This window comes from Aquabacterium parvum (assembly GCF_001447195.1).
Classification (GTDB): domain Bacteria; phylum Pseudomonadota; class Gammaproteobacteria; order Burkholderiales; family Burkholderiaceae_C; genus Aquabacterium; species Aquabacterium parvum.
On sequence record NZ_LFRI01000260.1, the window covers coordinates 50477 to 65200 of the forward strand.

Consider the following 14724-nt stretch of genomic DNA (forward strand, 5'->3'; position numbering starts at 1 on the left):
CCGAGGACTTGGTGTGAAGACTATCACCAAGTTCTGCTTAAAGCAAGCCGTTTATCCAGATTACTTGATGGCGAGGTACTTGAACTCGATGCCGCCCGTCTCAGCCACTTCCTCAACGCGCAAAAAGTAGCCCTCCAGGACCAACTTCTTCAGCCGCGTGCTGGCGTTCTGTACAGACAGGCCCAGATCGGCGGCGACCTGAGAGGTCGTCACTTGGCCCTGCTGAAGCACGTAGTGGACGAGCGCCTTGGTCGCTTGGTTCATCTCGGGCCCGATCACTTCAAAGTCTTGCCCGTTCCATATGACCATCGGCTGCGCCTTGGCCAGAGCCGCATAGCTCCAGTTGTCGATCAAGTCCCTGTTGTGCAGATCCGTGAGATAGATCCCTCTCTCGCCACGCAGTTGCTTGGCGAGAGCGATCACGCTTTCACGAGGGAAAGAGGCGTCGGTCGCCTCGATGCCATCCAGGGAAACACCGAACACTCGCGTGGCCGGGTGAGCTTCCACAAAGTCCGCCAGACCACGGAAAACAGCCTTCCCTTGGCTATTGCCAAACGGACGATCAGTGCCTCCCGTGAAGTCGCGTAGTTTCACGACGATGGAATTCTGGTTCATTTTAGCAGTTTAAAGAGCGTTGCCGGGGGCGTCAAGCGTGAGCCTGAAGTCGAAACAAATGTGTGTGCCCTCGATGCGCACAAGGTCGGCGGCTGACGCAAACCGTACGCCATCGTCACGGTGCTCGATGCGCAACTCGAAGTCGCTTTGCCGAACCGATATCGTTGCCTTGAACTTTTTCGCCTTGTCCCCCGAGATCTTCAGCCCGGTTCCACGGCCATCATCGTCAACCTTGCTGATGCCACCCGAGGAAAAAACCTGCTTCAACAACGTGACGCCTGGGTGACCTTTCGCAGATGCAACCTTCTTGGCCACATCGGGGTAGCGCGCCTCAAGCACAGGCATCAAGGTTCCGACAATGCCGGCACCACTGTCTGATATGACGGCCTGGATTCTTCCGCTCGCCTTATAGAACTGAAGTCCAGCAAGCCCCGGGGCTTGCGTGCCCGAGTGTTCAAGAACATTGCGATATAGCTCGTACAAGATGGTGCTGACCGCAACGGAATAGCTTTCGCCCGCACAACTCACGAAACTGCGCTCCAGCAGATCGGGCACCTCACGATCTTCCTTCGTTGGATCGATCGACCGAAGCTCCATGAGGCCATCATTGTTGCCCCTGAACTCCTGAGACCGGCCGCGCGAAGCCCGCTTGGGCAGCGCCTGAATCGCCCCATTCAAGTGGTCGAAAAACCCCAACCGGTCCAGATAGGTGTACGTGCTTCGTGACTCGGTGAAGTCAAGCACCACTGTCTTGCCCGCGTGAGCAAGTTGATTGCTGAGCGCCAGCAGTCGAGCCAGCGCATCCAGCATCATGTGAGAGCCCTTTTTGAGGCTGAACACCACCCGCTGACACGGCGAGTCCAGCGGTGAACCAGCCTTGCTCAACAGTTTCTCGACGTCTCTGGCGGTCAGCCACTTCTTACCGTCAACTCCAAATTCAACCCGCAGCTCCGCTGGTGGCACCACTGACCAGCAGGAGGACTCGTCCTGATGGAATGTGTCCTTGTTCGCATGAAGCAACGCGTTGATGGTGGAGCGCTCTATGTCAAGGCGAGAAGCAATCGTTCTCGCCTTCAACCCTGGGTTTTGACTGACAAAGTCCCGAACGATTTCTAGCATTTCCTCAAATGATATTCGCCCCGAGGCAGCCAAGCCGGGTACTGAACACACGGGCAGCCCAGCCCACTGGAAATTGCTGCCCATCGGTTACGCTTTCGTCCACAAAGACAGCTGGCCGCAAGGGGAGAAATCGTGTCCAACAGCGCTCAAAGCATTTCCGCATTCCACGCCAAGTACTTCGCGTGGGAACTGTCGCGCAAGCGGTCCTCCTCCGAAGAAGACCGACTTTCCCAATCGCTGTTCGACGCCAGCGTTGACCTGAATCCCCATCAGATCGATGCGGCGCTGTTCGCCTTGCAAAACCCGCTAAGCCAAGGTGTCATGCTGGCCGACGAGGTGGGGCTCGGCAAAACCATCGAAGCCTCACTGGTGATGTGTCAACTCTGGGCAGAGCGCCGCCGCCGCTTGCTGGTGATCTGCCCGGCAGCCCTCCGAAAGCAATGGGCGCAAGAGCTGTCAGACAAGTTCAGCTTGCCCGCCGAAGTGCTCGATGCCCGTACGTGGGGACTGCTGCGCAAGGCCGGCGAGTTCGATCCGCTGAACCGAGATGTGATCAGCGTCATGTCGTACAACTTCGCGACGAGGATGGAAAAGCAGCTCGGCGCCATCCCATGGGACGTGGTGGTGATCGACGAAGCACACAAGCTCCGCAACGCCCACCGCAAAAGTCATGAAACCGGCCAATCGCTCAAACGCGCCTTGGCGGGCCGCAAAAAGCTCTTGCTGACAGCCACGCCCCTTCAGAACTCCCTGATGGAGCTGTATGGCCTGACTTCGCTGATCGACGAGAACGTGTTCGGTGATGAGCGCAGCTTCCGCACCCGATACAGCCACAGTGATGGCGATCTGAATGCCCTGCGACAGCGCCTGAAGCCCTTCGTGCAACGCACCCTGCGCCGTGACGTGCTGGAGTACGTGCCCTACACACAGCGCCATGCCCTGACCACGCCTTTTGCACCGAGCGACGCAGAGCAAGAGCTCTACGCCTGCATCACGGCCTACCTGCAACGTGATTTCAGCTACGGCTTTCCGCTGCGACAGAAGCACCTGGTTTCACTGGTATTGCGCAAGTTGCTGGCCTCATCCACTGAAGCCGTGCTGGCTACGCTGCAAGGCATGCGCGCCCGCCTGCAAGCGCTGCTGAACGAGCAAAGCATTGACGAAGACTGGCTGGGCAAGCTGCTGGACGACGAAGACCTCGAATCCGACTTGGTCGATGAGCTGGAGGCTGAGGATGAAGCCACCAGCGCCCCCGCAGCCGTGGACTTGGCCTTGCTGAAATCCGAGATCGCCGAGCTCGATCACTACATCGACTTGGCCAGCAAAGTGAGAGAAGACCAGAAATCTCACGCGCTGCTGCGAGCCCTTGATCAAGGCTTTGAGCGCATGGGCCAGATGGGGGCTGCGCGCAAAGCTGTCATCTTCACGGAATCACGACGCACCCAGGAGTACCTGGCGCGCTTCCTTGAGGCGCACGGCCATGCAGGCAAGGTGGTGACCTTCAGCGGTCAAAACCAGGGGGCGGGCAGCAACGGCATTTACCAGCGCTGGTTGGCCCGTCATGTCGGGTCTGACCGTGTCACAGGCTCACCGGCCGTCGACCGACGCACCGCCTTGATTGACCACTTCCGCGAGCAGGCAGACATCCTCATTGCCACAGAGGCCGCTGCCGAGGGTGTGAACCTCCAGTTCTGCTCGCTAGTTGTCAATTACGACCTGCCCTGGAACCCTCAACGCGTTGAGCAGCGCATTGGCCGCTGCCACCGCTATGGCCAGAAGTTCGATGTGGTGGTCATCAACTTCCTGAACCAACGCAACGAAGCCGACCAGCGCGTGCTGGAGCTGCTGCAAGACAAATTCCACCTGTTTGACGGCGTGTTCGGCGCTTCAGACCAGATCCTGGGTCGCATCGAAAGCGGCATCGACTTTGAACGCCGCATTGCCGAGATCTACGACCAATGCCGCAGCCCCCAAGCCATCGAGGCCGCCTTTGCGCAGTTGCGAGCGGAGCTGGACGCTGACATCCAAGCGCGCATGCAGGAAACCGAACGCCTGTTGCTGGAGCATTTCGACGCCGACATCCATGACCGCCTTCGCACGCACCGCGAACGCGCCGAGTCGCAGCTCGACCGCGTTTCGCGCCTGTTCTGGCTGCTCACTCAGCATGTCTTGCATGGCCGGGCTCGCTTCGATCTGAACAAACTGTCATTCGATCTGCCTGAGCCGCCAGTGGCCGCCGCTCCACCAGGCACCTACCAACTGATCCGCAAAGGTGACTCGGTGGCGGAGAAGGTGCTGGAACACGCCCGGGTGTACCGCCTGACCCACCCCCTTGGCGAGTACGTGCTCGACCAGGGTCGAAACACCGCCACACCCCAGGCATTGCTGCGTTTTGAATACCGCTCAGCCAAGCCCCGCATCAGCGTGGTGGAGCAATTGGCCGGCAAGGGGGGCTGGTTGCAACTGAATTTGCTGGAACTGGACAGCTTTCAACGCGAAGAACATCTGGTGTTCACGGGCTGCACCGATGATGACCAGGTGCTGGATCAGGAAACCTGCGAGAAGCTCTTTCAGCTGACTGCCAGCGTAGCCCCGATTGACCTGCCGGTGCCCAACACCTTGCAAGGCAATGCACGCCGGCAACTGGACGCGGCGCTCAGCCGTGCCCTGGAGCAAAACGACAAGTTCTTCCAGCAGGAACGCGACAAACTGGATGCCTGGGCCGAGGACCGCATCTTTGCTGCGGAGCAAGCCCTTGAGGACACCAAACTCAAACTCAAGGCCCTCAAGCGCCAGGCACGTCTGGCCACCAGCATGGACGAAGCCCGCAGACTGCAGGACGAGACGCGAAAGGTGGAAGGTGATCAACGCCGTCAGCGACAAGACATCTTCGCCGTGGAAGACGAGATCGAAGCTCGCCGTGATGCGCTGATCGACGCGCTGGAAAAACGCCTGCACCGCGCCAGCCACACCCGCCACCTCTTCACCATTCGGTGGGAAGTGGCCTGACGTGTTATCGAAATAGAATTTCGTCGACACATGCTGCCCCATGTGTCGATTTCAACGACACGACGCCGAAATATGTCGCCGTTTTAGATAAACAACGACATGATGTGGTTGTTGTGTCGTCAGTTTCGACACTGAAAACCACTCATGAACGCTCCCGAGGCCGTTTGGCGGCCTGATGCCCCTTACAACCAACTGCCGCCCCTGCCTCCCTTGCAGGAGGTGGAGACAAAAGCCGTGCTGCGCGCCTGTATCACGGCTCGCGCTGCATTGGCTGAATTGAAGCAGGCGGCAGAGCTGATCCCGAACCAGACCATGCTGATCAACACGATCCCGCTGCTGGAGGCCAAGGACAGCTCGGAGATTGAGAACATCGTCACCACCACCGACCAGCTATTCCAGCATGCACAGGGCGATGGCGCTGCGGACCACGCCACCAAAGAGGCGCTGCGTTACCGATCTGCACTGCACCGAGGCTTTCATGCCCTGCGGACTCGCCCCCTGTGCACCGCCACGGCGGTGGAGATTTGCCGCACCCTCAAAGGTGCCGACATGGACATCCGACGTACGCCTGGCACGCAACTGGCCAATGACCGCACCGGCGAGGTGATCTACACCCCGCCCGACGGCGAGGCCCTGCTGCGTGACCTGCTGGCCAACTGGGAGCGCTACCTGCATGGGCAGCCCGAGTTGGACCCGCTCATTCGCATGGCGGTAGGGCACTACCAGTTCGAGGCCATTCACCCCTTCATTGACGGCAACGGCCGCACGGGGCGGGTGCTCAACATCCTGTACCTGATCGAGTCCGGGCTGCTGAACCTGCCGATCCTCTACCTGAGCCGACACATCATCACCCACAAAGCTGACTACTACCGCCTGCTGCTGAGCGTGACCCGCGAGCAGGACTGGGAGCCTTGGGTGCTGTTCATGCTCCAAGCCGTGGAGGCCACCGCGCAGTGGACCACGGCCAAGATCGGCGCCATCCGCCAACTGGCAGAGCACACCACCGAGCACGTCCGCACCCACCTGCACAAGATCTACAGCCGCGAGCTGGTGGATGTGGTGTTCGAACAGCCCTACTGCCGCATTGCCAACCTGGTCGACAAGGGCGTGGCCCAACGCCAGGCGGCATCCCGATACCTGAAGGAGCTGGCCGCCCTGGGCGTGCTGCGCGAAACGCAGGTGGGCAAAGAGAAGCTGTTCATCCATCCCAAGCTGATGCAGTTGCTGACCCGGGACAGCAACCACTTCACGCCCTACTCAACGACAGGGCTGCCCCTGCACATCAAGCCATGAGCCAACAAAAACAACGATTTGTGGAACTGCTGGAAGAGCTCTTTCAGCTGAATCAACCCGAGCTGGATTTCGGTCTGTACCGCATCCTGCACGCCCGCAGCCAAGAGATCCGCGCTTTCATGAACGGCGAGCTGGCCACCGAGATTGACCAGGCCTTTGCCGGTCAGGCCGTTCAAAGCGCGCACGAGCTGCTGCAAGCCGCCAAACAAAAGGTGCTGGACGACCTGGCTGACGATGCCTTCGATGCGGCAGGCGAGCTCAAGCCCGAGTACCGCAACACCAAGATTGGCAAGGACTACCTTCAAGCCCAGCAAGCAGCCCGCGAGGGCAGCGGCCCTCTGTCGGACCAGGCTCAGGTGTATGACCACCTGTACCGCTTCTTCTCACGCTACTACGACAAGGGCGACTTCATGTCGAAGCGCTACTTTGTGGCGGAGAACGATCAACGCGCCGCCCCCTATGCCGTGCCCTACGACGGGCGTGAGGTGATGCTGCACTGGGCCAACAAGGACCAGTACTACATAAAAAGCAGCGAACACCTGAGCAACTACAGCTTTGACTTGACCGAGGCCCTGCGCTTGGAAGCCCAGCGCCAAGGCAAGGGCCAGGAGCTGGACTTTGGCGGCGAAGCAGGCTTAAGGGCGATGAAGGTTCACTTCCGCCTGGCTGCAGCCACAGAGGGCGAGCACAACAATGTCAAGGAAAGCCAAGACCGCTTCTTCTTGATCCATGCGGGCGAGCCCATCAAATTCGAAACCGATAGCCAAGGCCAGGTTGAACTGGTGGTGCAGTTTGAGTACCGGCCGGACCCTGACAAAACTGGGCAAGCCAACACCTGGCAACAGCAAAAGCTGGCAGAGGCAGCTCAAACCGTGTTTCAGGCGCTGCAGACAGCCGCCCCCAGCGAAGCCAAGGCGGAGGCCTATGCACGCGGTTTGGGCAGTCTGAGCCCCACAGAAAAGCGCCCTGACCGCACGGTGTTGGCCAAGTACATGGCTCAGTTTGCTGACCGCAACACCATGGACTACTTCATTCACAAGGACCTCGGCGGGTTCTTGCGACGCGAGCTGGACTTCTACATCAAGAACGAAGTCATGCGACTGGATGACATTGAGTCGGCCCAAGCGCCACGGGTTGAGGCGTACCTGGGCAAGCTGCGTGTCTTGCGCAAGATCGCCCGCCGGGTTGTCGACTTCCTTGCACAGCTGGAGGACTTTCAAAAGGAACTGTGGCTCAAGAAACGGCTGGTGCTTCAATCAAAATGGCTTTTCTCTCTTTGGAGGTTACCGGATGGATTGGTTGAGCGAGTAATTTCAGACATCACAGCGCCCCACAAGCAACCACACGGCCAAATAAGCGCATGGAATCTTGTTATCGGGCGCGATAGTCAACTTACGACTCAGAGCATTACAAAAGAATTCTTTGCCAAGCATCCATCATTGATGCTCGACACATCAACTCTCGACGAGGATTTGTCTGACGACATCATTTCCGCTATTGGTCAAATCAACGATCTAAACGAGTCTACTGACGGAGTCCTGATCAAGAGCGAGAACTTCCAAGGCCTACGCTTCATAACTCCGACGCTTGCTAGCACAATACAAGCCGTATACATCGATCCACCCTATAACACGGGCTCTGATGGATTTATATACAAAGACTCGTTCAAATCATCTTCATGGCTATCCATGATGGCGGATCGCCTCCGCGCGAGCAAGGCATCGCTGAAAGATTCAGGCGTAATCTTCTGCAGCATAAACGAGATCGAACGAAATTCGCTCGAACTACAAATGAAGGACACGTTTGGCCCGGAAAACTTTGTTGCCGAGCTGGTGTGGGCCCGAGACACAGTAAGCAACAACTCTCCAACGTACTCAAAAAGTCACGAATACATTCTGGTCGCCGCAAAAAACCTTGCCGCCATTCAGGGCGACAAGAGAATGTTTAGAGAACGAAGAAGTGGCCTTGATGAAGTTCAGGAACTAGTCGCCGAACTTGAAGGAAAAGATTGCGCAGTTGCAGAAATCGAGGGAAAGCTCGCCGAGCTTTACAAAGCCCATAAGAGTGCTCATCTTGCCGAGGCACAGGCCAACGGAATCAGCAAAGATGAAGCGGAAAAAACCGATCCTTGGAAGGGAATATATCCTTACAAGTTTGCTGAGTTTAGGGATGCTAACGGCAAGCTGATCGAAGACGCTCAATCAAAACCTGTTGGCGGAAAGATCTGGATCTTCCGAGAGGTTGAACCTTCGATGCCGTCCGGCAAGCAATCCGACTCGATTAAAGATGGCTCTTCTACAAACTATCGTTTTTACAAGCCAGTTGACCCCAAGACAGGAATCCAGCATAGCCACCCCAAACGGGGGTGGGCATTCCCATATGCGCCTGAACCCGGAAGAAACTCTTTCTTAGAGCTGCTCGGGGACGCTCGCATCGTTTTCAAAAAAGAAGGAACCATTCCACAACAAAAGTACTTCCTACACGAGGTGGAGACTGTAGTATCGACAAGCGTGATTAGGCAATACTCGGATGGCGAGCCTAAACTCGAGCAACTTTTCGGCCAAAAGGGGCTGATTGACAACCCTAAGCCCCCTGCATTGATTGAGAAGATAATTGCTCAGACAACACAATCTGGCGACTATGCGATGGATTTCTTCGCAGGGTCCGGAACCACTGGCCAGGCAGTTATTGATTTAAATAGAAAAACAAGAACCAAACGCAAGTTTGTTCTCATGGAAATGGGCTCACACTTCGACAGCGTACTTTGCCCAAGAATTCAGAAATGCATTCTCTCGCCAGAATGGGAGAATGGAGCCCCACGAAACATCGAATCAGATTTGAGCTCCAGAAGTTTCACGCCTTCAATTATTAAAGTCATAGAGCTTGAAAGTCTGGAAGACACTTTTGGAAGCCTACACAACCCGCAAGAAATTACCACCCACGCAAACACCCCAAAGGACTTTCAACGCGATTTCTTGCTAAAGTACTGGCTAAAGACGGAGTATCAGAGCTTCAATCGGCCCCTCAGCTTGGCCGGCCTGATGGATCCGTTTGTTCCTGCAAGACTTGCGACCTCCAGCAAGGAAAAGCGAGTCAACATAATGGAAACATTTAACTGGCTTATTGGACTCAGGGTTTCCATGATTGACAAGCCGCGCCGATACTCTATCGATTTAACCCATGAAGTTGATCCGGATTTGCCGGACGATCAAGGTACTAGATGGAAATGCACCGGCATCGATGAAACAGTTACGGGTGAGTTCACCTTCAGAATGATTGAGGGCTATGTACTTACCGTTCCCGGTGATGACCTCTCGCGTGAGCGCGTATTGGTGATCTGGCGGAAGCTCACGGGCGACGTCGGCCGTGACCAAGCTGCACTAGAGGCTTGGCTGAGCAAGATGAAGATCAACCCTCGCGATACCGACTTCGCCACCATCTACGTGAATGGCAGCCACGCGCTCAATACCGATGGCTCGGCAGGCACGCGGGTGTGCATGATTGAAGAGACCTTTGCCCAGCGCATGTGGGAGGACTGCTGACATGGCCAAGCTAGGACGGCTTCAACACATCAAGCTGGAGGGATTTCGCTCGATCCGCAAGCTCGACTTAGAGCTGGCACCGCTGAACATCCTGATTGGCCCCAACGGGGCCGGCAAATCCAACTTCATCAGCTTCTTCAAGTTCATGAACAAGCTGCTCCAGAAAGACTTGCAGTTGCACATCCAGCAATTGGGAGGAGCAGACAGGGTGCTGCACTTCGGTCGGAAAACAACGGAGCTGTTAAGCATCGACCTTCATTTCTCCCCGAACGGTTACGAGGCGGAGCTGGTTCCAACGCAAGAAGGGCGGCTTATTTTCAGGTCCGAACACGCACTTTTCTTCGGCAATGAGGCAGGGTACTACGGAGGAACAAAGCGTCGAACTTTGGCAAAAGCTGGATCAGATGAGTCTGCGCTGCCAGACCCCGGCAACTCTTCGCCTCAGTCATTTGTAGCAAGGTACTTGTCGGACTGGAAGGTTTATCACTTTCACGACACTAGCGATTCAGCGAAGGTGAAAGGGAGCTACAGCATTTATGCGTCAGAGCGTTTGATGCCGCAAGGAGAAAACTTGGCAGCGTTTTTATACGCAATCAAGGGCTCACCCGCATACGCGAGGATCGTCAGCACCATTCAACGCGTAGCACCGTTCTTTCAAGACTTCATTTTCCAAGTGGAGCCGAACGATCTGATTAGGTTGCGCTGGAAACATAAAGGTAGTGACGACTACTTTGATGCCACGATGCTTTCCGACGGGACCTTGCGGTTTATCTGCTTGACTACGCTCCTCTTGCAACCAGAGTTGCCAACAATACTTCTGTTGGATGAGCCCGAGTTGGGCTTGCATCCGTTTGCAGTCCAACTATTGGCAGCCATGATGCGGTCGGCCAGCCACTCCACGCAGATCATCGCCTCGACGCAGTCAGTCACATTGGCCAACGAGTTTGGATGGGAAGACCTGGTTGTGGTGGACCAGAAGAACAACGAATCGCTTTTCCGCCGGCTCAAGGAAGATGAAGTCAAGGCTTGGCTTGACGACTACAAGGTCGGCGACCTTTGGGAAAAGAACGTGCTGGGAGGCACACCAGAATGAAGCGCCTGGGGATCAGCGTTGAGGGAACGACCGAACGCGAGTTCGTGAGCCGAGTACTTCGCCCTCATTTGTGCAACCACGGATGGGTAAACGTCTCAGCGGTCGACATCAAAGGCAATGTGAGCCTGGACAAGATCGAGCACGCCCTTCGCCCATTGCTGGGCGGTTTTCAGCACGTCACCACGCTCTACGACTTCTACGGGTTCAAACGGAAAGGGCACGCAGATGTGGTTGCGTTGGAGACGATGATCGCCGAACGGGTGGACGCAGAATGGCGGCATCGCTTCACGCCGTATGTCCAACTGCATGAGTTCGAAGCATTACTCTTCGTCAACCCCACTTGTGCAAACGACTGGCTTCAGGGCAAGCCTGCCCAGCTTGCGGCGCTGCAGGCAGCACTCGCTGAGTGCGGTGAGCCTGAAGCGATCAATGACCGGCCCGAAACCAGCCCCTCACACCGGCTCAAGGCACAGTATCCGCACTTCGACAAGAAGCTGCATGGCCCCGACATCGTGGAGTTGACAGGGCTGCCCGCCATCCGCCAAGCATGCCCTCGCTTTGATCGATGGATCACACAACTCGAACAACTGGGCCAGCAAGCGGCATGAACAAGAAGACCACAAAGTCCACCAAGGCCGGGCAGCCACTGGTGGCGAGCCACTTCCAGGATGCCCTGGTGCTCAACCAATGGGTGATCAGCCTGTTGGGCGTCGACCCACTGGCCGTTCACACCGATGCTGGGCGAAACAAGCGCCCATTGGAATTGCTGGCCAAAACGCTGCGCGAGGTTGAACCGGGCATCTCGCCCGATGGCAAGCACCGCTTTGCCAAGGCCTTGACCGATCACCTGCAAGCCGGCGCGGTGATCACCACAGCCGACATCGAACGCTACGACGCCAACCTGGTGGCCCACACCCGCTGGATCAATGAACGGCGCAAGCACAAAGGCCCGATTGTCTGGAAGTACTTCCAGTGGCTGACGCTGCTGTTCGTTGAGATCTACCTCGACCGGTACTTCAGTGACCGCCAGGGCCTGTGTGACGCGCTGAATGAATACCTTCAGCGCTTCAACGCCCACCATGAAGCTCAGAAGCGCTCCACCGGCATTGACCTGTTCAATGTGGACGACCTGAACAAGATTTGCCTGCAGAACGCCACAGGCAGCGGCAAAACTTTGCTGATGCACTTGAACCTGCTGCAGTTCTCCCACCATGCCAAGGCCGACGGCCTGGCAGACCGTTTCAGCCGGGTGATTGTGCTGTCGCCCAACGAGCGCCTGTCTGAACAGCACGAGCGCGAACTGCGGGACAACGGCTTCCACCCCGACACCCTTCGCCAGGACACCGACCTGCTGACACAAGGGCAGGCAGGCCTGACCACGCCCATGCTGACCGAGATCACCAAGCTGGCTGACGAGCAGAAGGTCAAGCAAATGGCGGTCGACAGCTTTGGCGATGCCAACCTGCTGCTGGTCGATGAAGGCCACCGGGGCATGAGTGGCGGCGACTGGAAGCTCAAACGCGACAAGCTGGCAGCCAAAGGCTTCACCTTCGAATACTCGGCCACGTTCAAGCAGGCAGTGAAGGCCGCCAATGACCGGGTGCTGGCGGAGAGCTATGCCAAATCAGTGCTGTTTGATTACAGCTACCGCTATTTCTACGCAGACGGCTATGGCAAGGACTACCGCATCTTCAACCTGCCCAAGGACGAACTGGCGCACAAGGATGCCTACCTGACGGCAGCACTGTTGGCCTTCTACCAACAGCTGCGCATGTTCCTGGAAGCCGGCAAGCGCTATGACGGCTACAACCTCGAAAAGCCGCTTTGGGTTTTTGTGGGTGCCAACGTCACCGGCAAAAGGGCGGTTGACGAAGAAAACGTCAACCCTTCTGACGTTGCACAGATTCTCGACTTCCTGGCCAGGTTCTTGGCAGACAGGGAGGCAGCCACGCAGCGCATCCACCAGGTGCTCAAAGGCAACGCGCAAACTTCGGGTCTGATGGACAGCAAGGGGCAAGACATCTTTGTCAACTCCTTTGCGTACCTCAAATCAGCCGATCAGGATGCGTCATCCCTGTACGCAGACATCTGCACTCGGCTCTTCCACTCGCCGGGTGGGGGCCACTTGGTGGTGGAACGGGTCAGAGGCGACAGCGGTGAACTCCTGCTAAAGGTGGGGGAAGCGGATCAGCCCTTCGGCGTCATCAACGTGGGTGACGCCAGCGCTCTGGCGAAGCATTTGAAGGACGAACTGGAGACCAAGCAGTCCATTGCCGAAGTGCGGCCCAGCGAGTTTGGAGAACCTGTTTTCGGCGATGTGCACAAACCCAGCTCCCCCATTCACATGCTCGTGGGCTCCAAGAAGTTCATCGAAGGGTGGGACTGCTGGCGCGTCTCCAGCCTGGGCTTGATGCGCATGGGACAAAGCGAAGGCGCACAGATCATCCAGCTGTTTGGTCGCGGCGTTCGCCTCAAAGGCAAAGACATCAGCCTGATGCGTACGAGCCGTTATCAGCCGGTGAATCCGCCCAAAGACATCCACCTGCTGGAGACCTTGAATGTGTTCGGCGTGCAGGCGGACTTCATGGAGACATTCCGGAAGTTCCTGGAAGAAGAGGACCTGCCACCCAACGATGGGCCTCGTGTCGAAACCATCGACCTCAACGTGACGCATGACTTTGGCCAACAGCTCAAGATTCTGCGCGCCAAGTACCGAAAAGACACCCAGGAGCAGTACGACTTCCGCAAGCATGGCCCCGTGGTCAGCTTCGAACTGGTGAACCTACCGCCCAGCATGACTGTGGGTGGGGTCCGGGTAGTGGTGAACCGCTACCCCAGGGTTCAGATGATTCAAGCCGCCGAAGCCACGCACCATGTGGCAGAGGCCGCTGCGCCCATCACGCATCAATTCGATGCCCTGCGCTTGTCCATGCTGAACTGGCAGCAAATGTGGTTCGACCTGGAGCGCTATCGCAAACAGCGCCACTTCGACAACGTGGTGGTGCAGCCTGAATCGCTGCGCGCCTTGCTGAGCAGGCCGGACTGGTATGCCATCGAGGTGCCAGAGGCTTGGTGGGCACTGTCGATGGGCAACGTCAAGCATTGGCAGTCAGTGGCGTTTGAGCTGCTGTGCAGTGCGCTGGAGCGTTGTTTCAACTACCACAAGCGTCGCTACATCGACCCACGCATGGAGCTCGTTCTGCTGACGCGTGATCACGAGAACCTGCCGGGTGAGGACGAGAACTACCAACTGATCGTCGAAGGCCGTGAGGACTACCTGATCGACGACATCAAGGTGCTCAAGCAAGAACTGGCTTCGGTTGGCTGGCGCACAACGGGCCACGCCAAGGGCCTGCGACTGGACATTCACCTCTACGAGCCACTGCTGTCGAGTGAAAAGATCAAGATCCAGCCGGTCAGCCTGAATGCCTCCGAGTTTCAGTTCGTTGAGGACCTTAGGCAGTGGATGCTGGCAAATCATGCCGCGCTGGAAGCAAAGCAGTGCCGCCTGTTCTTGCTGCGCAACTTGGCTCGCCGTGGCGTGGGCTTCTTTGAAGCGGGCAACTTTTACCCGGACTTCATTTTGTGGGGCCTCAAGGCAGATGGCACGCAGCGTATCGTTTTCCTAGACCCACACGGCCTGGAGCATGAGGGACCGGGTAGCGACAAGGTGAACTTCTCGTCCGAGATCAAGAAGTTGGAACAGCGCCTGGGAGACCCCCAGGTCCAGCTGGAATCGGCTATCTTGTCACCCAGCACCAACCGGATGCGAGTCGAACACTTGTGGAGCACGCGCGGCCTACCCAAGCCTGATCTTGCGGCCCTGCACGTCTATTTCATCGGCGAGCAGGGGTACATGGATCAGGTGCTTGAGTTGGCGATGAAGGTTTGAAAAAATGGGCGCCAAAAACGCGCCCTAACAGGCTGCGGAAATACCCAACAGCCAAGTCCACGCCCCAGTGGCGTGATGCGTTATCAGCGTAGCACCTCAACGACCTGAAGCGACACCCACCATGCGCGGCGCCGACACCTTCACCGAAGGCCTGTTCACCC

8 protein-coding genes are annotated in these 14724 nt (G+C 57.2%); 6 read left to right on the forward strand and 2 right to left on the reverse strand.

Annotation, left to right across the window (positions count from 1 at the left end; all coding sequences use genetic code 11):
* Positions 1–60: 60 nt before the first annotated feature.
* Both ABG80_RS09940 and ABG80_RS09945 read right to left on the reverse strand, forming a co-directional pair.
* Positions 61–615, reverse strand: a complete 555-nt coding sequence (locus ABG80_RS09940) for a helix-turn-helix domain-containing protein (protein ID WP_058087543.1) — start codon at positions 613–615, stop codon at positions 61–63.
* Between the two features lie 9 nt (positions 616–624).
* Complete coding sequence (locus ABG80_RS09945) at positions 625–1818, reverse strand: ATP-binding protein (protein ID WP_152987559.1); 1194 nt, start codon at positions 1816–1818, stop codon at positions 625–627.
* A gap of 48 nt (positions 1819–1866) precedes the next feature.
* On the opposite strand from ABG80_RS09945, the gene ABG80_RS09950 reads away from it, so the two are divergent.
* The 6 genes from ABG80_RS09950 (at position 1867) to ABG80_RS09975 (ending at position 14563) form a co-directional block, all read left to right on the forward strand.
* Complete coding sequence (locus ABG80_RS09950) at positions 1867–4743, forward strand: SNF2-related protein (protein WP_058087545.1); 2877 nt, start codon at positions 1867–1869, stop codon at positions 4741–4743.
* A gap of 144 nt (positions 4744–4887) precedes the next feature.
* Positions 4888–6036, forward strand: coding sequence for a protein adenylyltransferase Fic (fic, locus tag ABG80_RS09955; protein ID WP_058087546.1), 1149 nt, complete (start codon positions 4888–4890; stop codon positions 6034–6036).
* On the forward strand, positions 6033–9578 hold the full coding sequence (locus ABG80_RS09960; RefSeq protein ID WP_058087547.1) for a site-specific DNA-methyltransferase: 3546 nt from the start codon (positions 6033–6035) through the stop codon (positions 9576–9578). Before fic ends, ABG80_RS09960 begins: the two co-directional genes overlap by 4 nt.
* Position 9579: 1 nt before the next feature.
* Positions 9580–10671: an AAA family ATPase gene (locus tag ABG80_RS09965; RefSeq protein WP_058087548.1), complete on the forward strand. Its 1092-nt coding sequence runs from the start codon at positions 9580–9582 to the stop codon at positions 10669–10671.
* Positions 10668–11279 carry a DUF4276 family protein gene (locus tag ABG80_RS09970; protein WP_083505982.1) on the forward strand — a complete coding sequence of 204 codons (612 nt, stop codon included), beginning with the start codon at positions 10668–10670 and terminating at the stop codon, positions 11277–11279. The genes ABG80_RS09965 and ABG80_RS09970 overlap by 4 nt, the downstream gene beginning before the upstream one ends.
* Positions 11276–14563 carry a DEAD/DEAH box helicase family protein gene (locus ABG80_RS09975; RefSeq protein WP_058087550.1) on the forward strand — a complete coding sequence of 1096 codons (3288 nt, stop codon included), beginning with the start codon at positions 11276–11278 and terminating at the stop codon, positions 14561–14563. The genes ABG80_RS09970 and ABG80_RS09975 overlap by 4 nt, the downstream gene beginning before the upstream one ends.
* Positions 14564–14724 lie beyond the last annotated feature (161 nt).

What these genes read in the sequence shown, in the direction of transcription:
- ABG80_RS09975 (WP_058087550.1), top strand. Translation starts at nt 11,276, where the DNA reads ATGAACAAGAAGACCACAAAGTCCACCAAGGCCGGGCAGCCACTGGTG.
- ABG80_RS09960 (WP_058087547.1), top strand. Translation starts at nt 6,033, where the DNA reads ATGAGCCAACAAAAACAACGATTTGTGGAACTGCTGGAAGAGCTCTTT.
- ABG80_RS09945 (WP_152987559.1), bottom strand. Translation starts at nt 1,818, where the DNA reads ATGGGCAGCAATTTCCAGTGGGCTGGGCTGCCCGTGTGTTCAGTACCC.
- ABG80_RS09965 (WP_058087548.1), top strand. Translation starts at nt 9,580, where the DNA reads ATGGCCAAGCTAGGACGGCTTCAACACATCAAGCTGGAGGGATTTCGC.
- fic (WP_058087546.1), top strand. Translation starts at nt 4,888, where the DNA reads ATGAACGCTCCCGAGGCCGTTTGGCGGCCTGATGCCCCTTACAACCAA.
- ABG80_RS09940 (WP_058087543.1), bottom strand. Translation starts at nt 615, where the DNA reads ATGAACCAGAATTCCATCGTCGTGAAACTACGCGACTTCACGGGAGGC.
- ABG80_RS09970 (WP_083505982.1), top strand. Translation starts at nt 10,668, where the DNA reads ATGAAGCGCCTGGGGATCAGCGTTGAGGGAACGACCGAACGCGAGTTC.